The organism is Methylobacterium sp., from assembly GCF_019745455.1.
Classification (GTDB): Bacteria; Pseudomonadota; Alphaproteobacteria; order Rhizobiales; family Beijerinckiaceae; genus Methylobacterium.
Window position 1 is genome coordinate 22361 of record NZ_JAIETD010000118.1, and the last position, 6205, is coordinate 28565.

Below are 6205 nucleotides of genomic sequence, written 5' to 3' on the forward strand. Positions count from 1 at the left end.
GGGCGACCTTGCGGCTTTCGACGCCTGGGTGTCCCATCCTTCGATGGATGCCGCATCGAGCCAGAGCCTGATCGACGAGGAACGTCTGGACCGCTGGCTCCACGGCCGCTGCGCCCTGTTCGCCGTCGCCCTGCACCGCGCGACCGGCCTGCCGATCCGAGCCTGGATCGACGAGGACCCGGAGATCGACGAGCCCGTGCTCGTCCATGCGTTCGTGATGGACGGAGACAGGGCTGTCGACGCCTTCGGCGCACGCGATCCCGACGACCTGCTGGGCGAGTACGAGACCTGGGATCCGACTCTGGTCGAGATGACCGAGGCGCAGGTGCTCGCGATCGGCGAGGGGCCGGACCTGGACGCCGCTATGTTCGCGGAAGCCGTGTCGGACGCGGCCCTGATCGCAAACGACCTGCGGATCGTCCGAGCGCCGGCCTTCGCTCCGTGAGCGCCACCCTCGCACCGGAGCCCGTCGCCGCGCGCCCTGCGGCCGAGACGCTCCTTCACGACGGCGTCCGCCGATGGATGGCGGCCAAGGGCTGGGACGGCCTGCGTCCGATCCAGGTCCGTGCGGTCGAGGCGGTCCTGCGCGGCAGCGACGACGTGATCGTCTCGTCAGGCACGGCCTCGGGGAAGACCGAGGCGGCCTTCCTCCCGACCGTGTCCTCCCTGGCCTCCTCGCCGGTCGGGACGGTCGGCATCCTCTCGGTCTCGCCCCTGCGGTCGCTGATCAACGACCAGTACGGCCGCCTCGCCTCCCTGGGCGAAGCCGTCGGTCTCCCGGTCACGCGGTGGCACGGAGAGACGCCGGCGGAGGAGAAGCGCGAGCTGCGGCGGACCCCGCGGGGCGTCGTGATCATCACCCCCGAGTCGCTCGAGGCCCTGCTGCTGAAGCGGCGCGGCGACGTCGAGCGGATGTTCGGACACTTGCGCTACGTCGTGATTGACGAGCTGCACGCCTTCCTCGCCGGCGAGCGCGGAGCCCACCTCGCCTCCCTCCTGGCCCGCCTCGACGCGGCGGTCGGCCGACGCGTCCGCCGGATCGAACTGTCCGCGACGCTCGGCGATCCGCGCATCGCGGCGGGATGGCTGAGGCCTGCCGCGCCGGAGCGGGTCGCGCTGATCGAGGAGGACGTCGGCCGCCGGTCCATCGAGATCCGCCTCGAGTGCATCGTCGAGCAGAACCGTCCCGATTGGATCGACGACGAGATCGCTGCCGAGGACATGGGCTACAGGACCGGAACCGCGCAGCTGGCGGACCGGCTCGGGCCACGGCTGTCCGAGGGCAAGAACCTCATCTTCGCCTCGTCGCGGAAGGCCGTCGAGACGCTGGCCGATGCGTTGAGGCGCCGGGCCGAGAGCGACGGGCTCGAGAACGCCTTCCACCCGCACCACGGATCGCTGGCCAAGGCATACCGTCAGCAGGTCGAGGACGCGCTGCGCCGCCCCGGTACCGCAGCCACGGCGGTGGCGACGACCACGCTCGAGCTGGGGATCGACATCGGTCCCGTGGAGCGGGTGGTGAACGTCGGCGCGCCCCGGTCGCTCGCCGCGCTCCGCCAGAGGGCCGGGCGATCCGGCCGGCGGGCGGGCACGATCCCGATGCTGGACGTCGCGGTGGTCGCGCGGCCGCCGGCTCCCGACTGCGGGCCCCTGGAGGCGATCCATCCCGATGTGGTCTGCGCGGCCGCGGCGCTGCACCTGCTCCAGTCCGGCTTCGTGGAACCACCGGGCGACCAGCCGGCCTCCCTGTCGGTCCTCTGCCATCAGATCCTGTGCATCGCCGCGGTCGAGGCCCCCGTGGACGCCGAGCGCCTGGCCTCGATCCTGGGCCGCGCCGCACCGTTCAGGCGCTTCGGCATTCCGGTCCTCCGCGACCTTCTCATCCGGCTCTCGTCGCGCGAATCCGGCTTCCTGGAGAGACTGGGAGGCGGTCTGGTCCGACCGGGCCCCGTGGGGAGGGACATCCTCGGCGGCGCCGACGTCTTCTCCGTGTTCGCGACGCCCGTCGAGCTCGGCCTCATCTACGAGGGCACCCGGCTCGGGGCGATCCCGGTCTCCGGCGGCACGCCTATCGGGGCCGGCGACAGCGTGGTGTTCCAGGGACGCCGATGGACCGTCGAACGGATCGAGTTCACGGAAAAGGTCGCCCACGTCGTCCCTGCTCCGAAGGGATCGTCGATACGCTTCGAGGGCGGCGAGCCGTCGCCGATGCACGATGCGCTCCCCCGCGCCATGCGGCAGGTCTACGAGAGCGACGTCCTGCCGTCCTGGTTCGACCACGCGGCCCGCGGCGTCGTCCACCACGCGCGCCGCGCCTACGCCGCCCGCCGCATCGGATCGATGCCGATCCAGACCGATGGAAACGGCGTGGTCCTGCTGCCCTTCGTCGGCACGCTGCGGCTCAAGGCCCTCGCGCTGGGCCTTCAGGGAGAGGGCCTGCAGGCCTCGGCCTCATCCTACGCGGTCCACGTGGAGGCCTGCGGCACCGCCATGGCCCACGAGGTCCTCCGATCCGTCGCCGTCAATGCGTCCGCCCGCCTCGGCGAGTGGATCGCCACCCGCGGCGCCGTCCCCGAGGGAAAGTTCGACGGCACGCTGGACCCGGCCTTCCGGGCCGCGTGGTGGGCCCGGGTGAACGACGTCGGAAGACTGGCAAGCGAGACGGCCGCGTTCCTTATACAGCGGCATCCGGCCTGACGGATCCCGTGGTCCGACCCCTTGGCGGTTTTCGCCGCGGGACGCCATGATGGACGATCCGGAAGGAACCGACATGGACGCACCTCCTCCACCGACCGACGGCGTCGCCGCCGTCAACCTCAGAGGCGAGGTCGCGATCTATCTCGCCCATCAGCCGACCGCGCCCACGGGGATCGTCGTCGCCGGCCGCGTCATCCAGGTCGTGGCCGGCGCGCGCGTCCTGGCCCACGCCCAGTACACCGACCGCGTGATCGAGGCGATCGTCAAGCGCCCGTCCGCGGTGGTGGCCGAACTCGAACCCGACGGCCGGGAGATCCGGTCCGTGGTCGTGCCCGTCGCGAAGGAGCGGCCGTGATGGACGCGGACGTCTCCGCCCTGCAGCGCTTCTCGGACGTTCCATACGTCATCGAGAGCACGGCTCCGAGCTCCCCCCCTCGCGACGGCCGCGCAGATGAACGCCGCCATGGGGTTCGATCTCCGCATCGACGACAGCCGGGGCGTCACGCCCGAGCACTACCACCGGATCGTCGAGAACATCCGGGGGCAGCTCGCGGCCGACCCCGTCTCGCGCAAGGAGGGATACCGGATCGAGATCTTCGACCGCGCCGTGACGAAGCCGATGGTCGAGGCCAGGAAGATCGACCGGACCTTGAGGGGGTTCGCGCGCAGTTTCGGCGCGCTTGCCGACACGGGCCCGAACGCGAACGCGTACCGGACGTCGCCCACTACGGCTTCGTGCATCGTCGTCGGCTGGAAGCCCACGGACTCGGCATCGGCCGTCATGGGCCGGCCCGTCGGAGTGCCGCACGCCGATACCGGGGGCATGGACGCCGAGCACTTCCAACAGATCGGTCTCTACCACGAGATAGGCCACTGCCTCCTGGGCGGCTCCGAGGCGAAGGCGGATACCTTCGCGGCCCTGATGATGCTGCGCCACACGGATCTGCCGCTGGAGGCGCTGAGAGCCCTTGCGAGCTTCCGCGAGCTCTCGGAGCTCACGACGCCGGACGCGAACGACGACCATTTCATCGCCGCGAGCCTGTGGCGGGTCGTCGAGATCGGCGACCGGCTGCGGGCCAGCGAGCGATTCATGTCGATGGACATCGGCGAGGTGGCCGCCGTGGCGGAGAGCATCGGCGACCGGTTCGCCACCATGCCGGACGAGATCCGCAGCATCCGGTCCTTCCGCGCCGCCTTCAATCAGGCCGCCCAGGCCAAGGTGCACTACGTCCCCGAGCGCGGAGGCCTGCGCCCGACCGACTTCGACGGCTGGCTCGTCGCCAACGCGCGCATCCCCGAGATCGAGCGCATCATCGAGCTGTCGCGGAAGCTGTCCGGCGCCGGTGGAACGGTCGAACGCGCGAAGTTCGACCCGCAGCGGGTCCGTACCGCCCTGGCCGCCCTCTCCGAAAGGGGCGACCCCACCGCGAAGAACCTGCTCCGACACATGGGACGCAGGATGCGGCCGATCGATTCGCCGCCGGAGTACATGATCGGCGACAGCGTCCGGATCCCGTTCAGATACGGCAGGTCCGAGCTGTCGGACGATCTGATCGGCTTCGACGCCGGGACGCAGACCGTGAGCTTCGATGCCGCCCAGCAGACCTACGAGGTCCGCGACCGCTTCAGCGGGGCTCCCGTACGGACGGGCGAGGTCGTGCTTCCGCCGTCGGCATTCCCGTCGATCGAGCGGGCGTCCGCGGACGTTTCCGCACCCGTCGAAGCGGAGACCCCTGCGCCCCGCCCCTGAAGAACCACGTTCACGAAGGAATGAAATGTCGTAGCGCGTTGCATCGATGCCGTAGACAAGGCTTCCATTCCTTGCGAACGTGACGGCGATTCGGAACAGCCCAGCCGTACGAGCAGGGCACTCCGAACCTCGAACGACGAACCGCAACGACGCGCAACGCATAGGAAAGAGCCGCGATGACGGACGGCCGGATCCGGGCAGCGAAGACCATCGCCCGTGAGACAATCGACATCCTCGAGAGCCTCGTGACGAACAACGGCACCGATCGTGCCGGAGCGGCCAGCACCGCCGCCAGCGTCACGCTTCTCCTGACCGGCCTCGCCGGCCGCAATCCCACCTCGGCCGACGGCGCCTTCAACGAGTGCGAGAACGGCGTGCGCTTCGCCGCGTCCGTCCTCGAGCTGCTGCGCGACGACGTGCCCAAGGAGCTGCACATCGGCACCGGGCTGAAGCCGCACCTCCCGAGCTACATCCCCCAGGAGGCCGAGGGGCACATCATGTACGGCCTGACGCGGCTGCGTTCGGCCATCCAGAACTGGACCATGCTTCCGGGCATCGACAGCGCCGAGCAGATCCAGGTCGGCTTCGCCGGCGGCATCCGCCAGTTCGTCAAGGTCAACCGTTCGGCACGGCCGGCCGTCGCCTACGAACTCGTCTCGGCCCTGGGACGCCTGATCGAGGCGGCGCGCCCGGTCGTCCAGCAGGCTCCGGCCCACGTGCCGCCCATGGGTCACCACGCGCCCCCGCCCATCCCGCGGGCCGGTCACTTCCAGGCTCCGTTCAGCTTCCAGGCGGCCGCCCGCGTCGCCGCCTGAGGCCGCCGGCATCCGGATCCTTTCGACGGGGTCGCCCATGGGCGGCCCCGTCTGCGTTCCGCACCCATGAAACGGTTGAACGACGGCATTCGAGGCTTCCCGTTAACAGTCCGTTGAGGCGGCCGGGACCAAGGTCGATCCCGTAGATCCATTCCTTCGTTCGGGAGATTCGACACGATGCCTCGCCGCCCCCCGCCAGGGTTCGATCCTTCGAGGCGGGGCGCCGGGCGTCGCTGGTTCGCGATGGACCCCACGGCCGTGGCCGGCCTCTCGGCCGGAGGCGCGGCCCTCGGGGCCGCCTGCAGCCTCGCCATGGCGGCTTCGCCTCTCCCCTACGCGCTGGCATGCGCGGCCGCCCTGGGCGGCGTCGGGACCGTAGGCGTGGGCCTCGCCCTGCGGCGAGCCGCCCTGAGATCCGGCCGCAAGGCGCGCACCTGGAAGGCCGCGGCCAAGGCCGCGACGGTTCGCGCCGAACAATCGGCGGAAGCCTTCCGCCACCTCCCGCTCGGCGCAGCAGCCTTCGACGACGCCGGCCTACTCCTCGTGGCCAACCCGCGTTTCCACGAGATCATGGGTCTCGAGCCCGGGGACCTGCGTCCCGGGACGTGCCCGGCCGGCATCGCGGATCTGCTCGCGGACGCCCCGATCCCCGACGGCGGACCCTCGTCCAGGGACGTCGTCCTGGCGGACGGCCGACACGTCGGGGCGACCTGGACGAGAACCGGGCGAGGCGGAACCCTCCTGCTGGTCGAGGACGCGACCCGACGGCGGGCGGCCGAGGCCGGCATGCGGCGGCTGGCTCAGACCGATCCGCTCACCGCTCTTCCGAACCGATCCGCCTTCATGGCCGAGATCGAGGCCGAATTCTGTTGATTTCCGCTGAGAGTTGACCCGGCGTTTTCGTTGAGAAGTGACCCAGGTTCAGGGGTTGATGTTTATCATT

At 70.6% G+C, this 6205-nt stretch carries 6 protein-coding genes; all 6 read left to right on the plus strand.

Annotated features, from left to right (window positions below; genetic code table 11):
* Positions 1 to 28: 28 nt before the first annotated feature.
* The 6 genes from K2Y56_RS21110 (at position 29) to K2Y56_RS21135 (ending at position 6135) form a co-directional block, all read left to right on the plus strand.
* Positions 29 to 445, plus strand: a complete 417-nt coding sequence (locus tag K2Y56_RS21110; protein WP_292512347.1) for a hypothetical protein — start codon at positions 29 to 31, stop codon at positions 443 to 445.
* Positions 442 to 2697: a DEAD/DEAH box helicase gene (locus tag K2Y56_RS21115; protein ID WP_292512350.1), complete on the plus strand. Its 2256-nt coding sequence runs from the start codon at positions 442 to 444 to the stop codon at positions 2695 to 2697. The genes K2Y56_RS21110 and K2Y56_RS21115 overlap by 4 nt, the downstream gene beginning before the upstream one ends.
* A 73-nt stretch (positions 2698 to 2770) precedes the next feature.
* The gene (locus K2Y56_RS21120) at positions 2771 to 3052 is read left to right on the plus strand and encodes a hypothetical protein (protein WP_292512353.1); all 282 of its coding nucleotides are present in this window, start codon (positions 2771 to 2773) and stop codon (positions 3050 to 3052) included.
* Positions 3053 to 3160: 108 nt separating this feature from the next.
* Positions 3161 to 4447 (plus strand): hypothetical protein, encoded by a 1287-nt coding sequence (locus K2Y56_RS21125; RefSeq protein ID WP_292512356.1) that lies wholly within the window; start codon positions 3161 to 3163, stop codon positions 4445 to 4447.
* Positions 4448 to 4623: 176 nt separating this feature from the next.
* Positions 4624 to 5262: a hypothetical protein gene (locus K2Y56_RS21130; RefSeq protein ID WP_292512359.1), complete on the plus strand. Its 639-nt coding sequence runs from the start codon at positions 4624 to 4626 to the stop codon at positions 5260 to 5262.
* Between the two features lie 177 nt (positions 5263 to 5439).
* Entirely contained in the window at positions 5440 to 6135 is a 696-nt protein-coding gene (locus tag K2Y56_RS21135) for a hypothetical protein (protein ID WP_292512361.1), read from the plus strand.
* Positions 6136 to 6205: the final 70 nt, after the last annotated feature.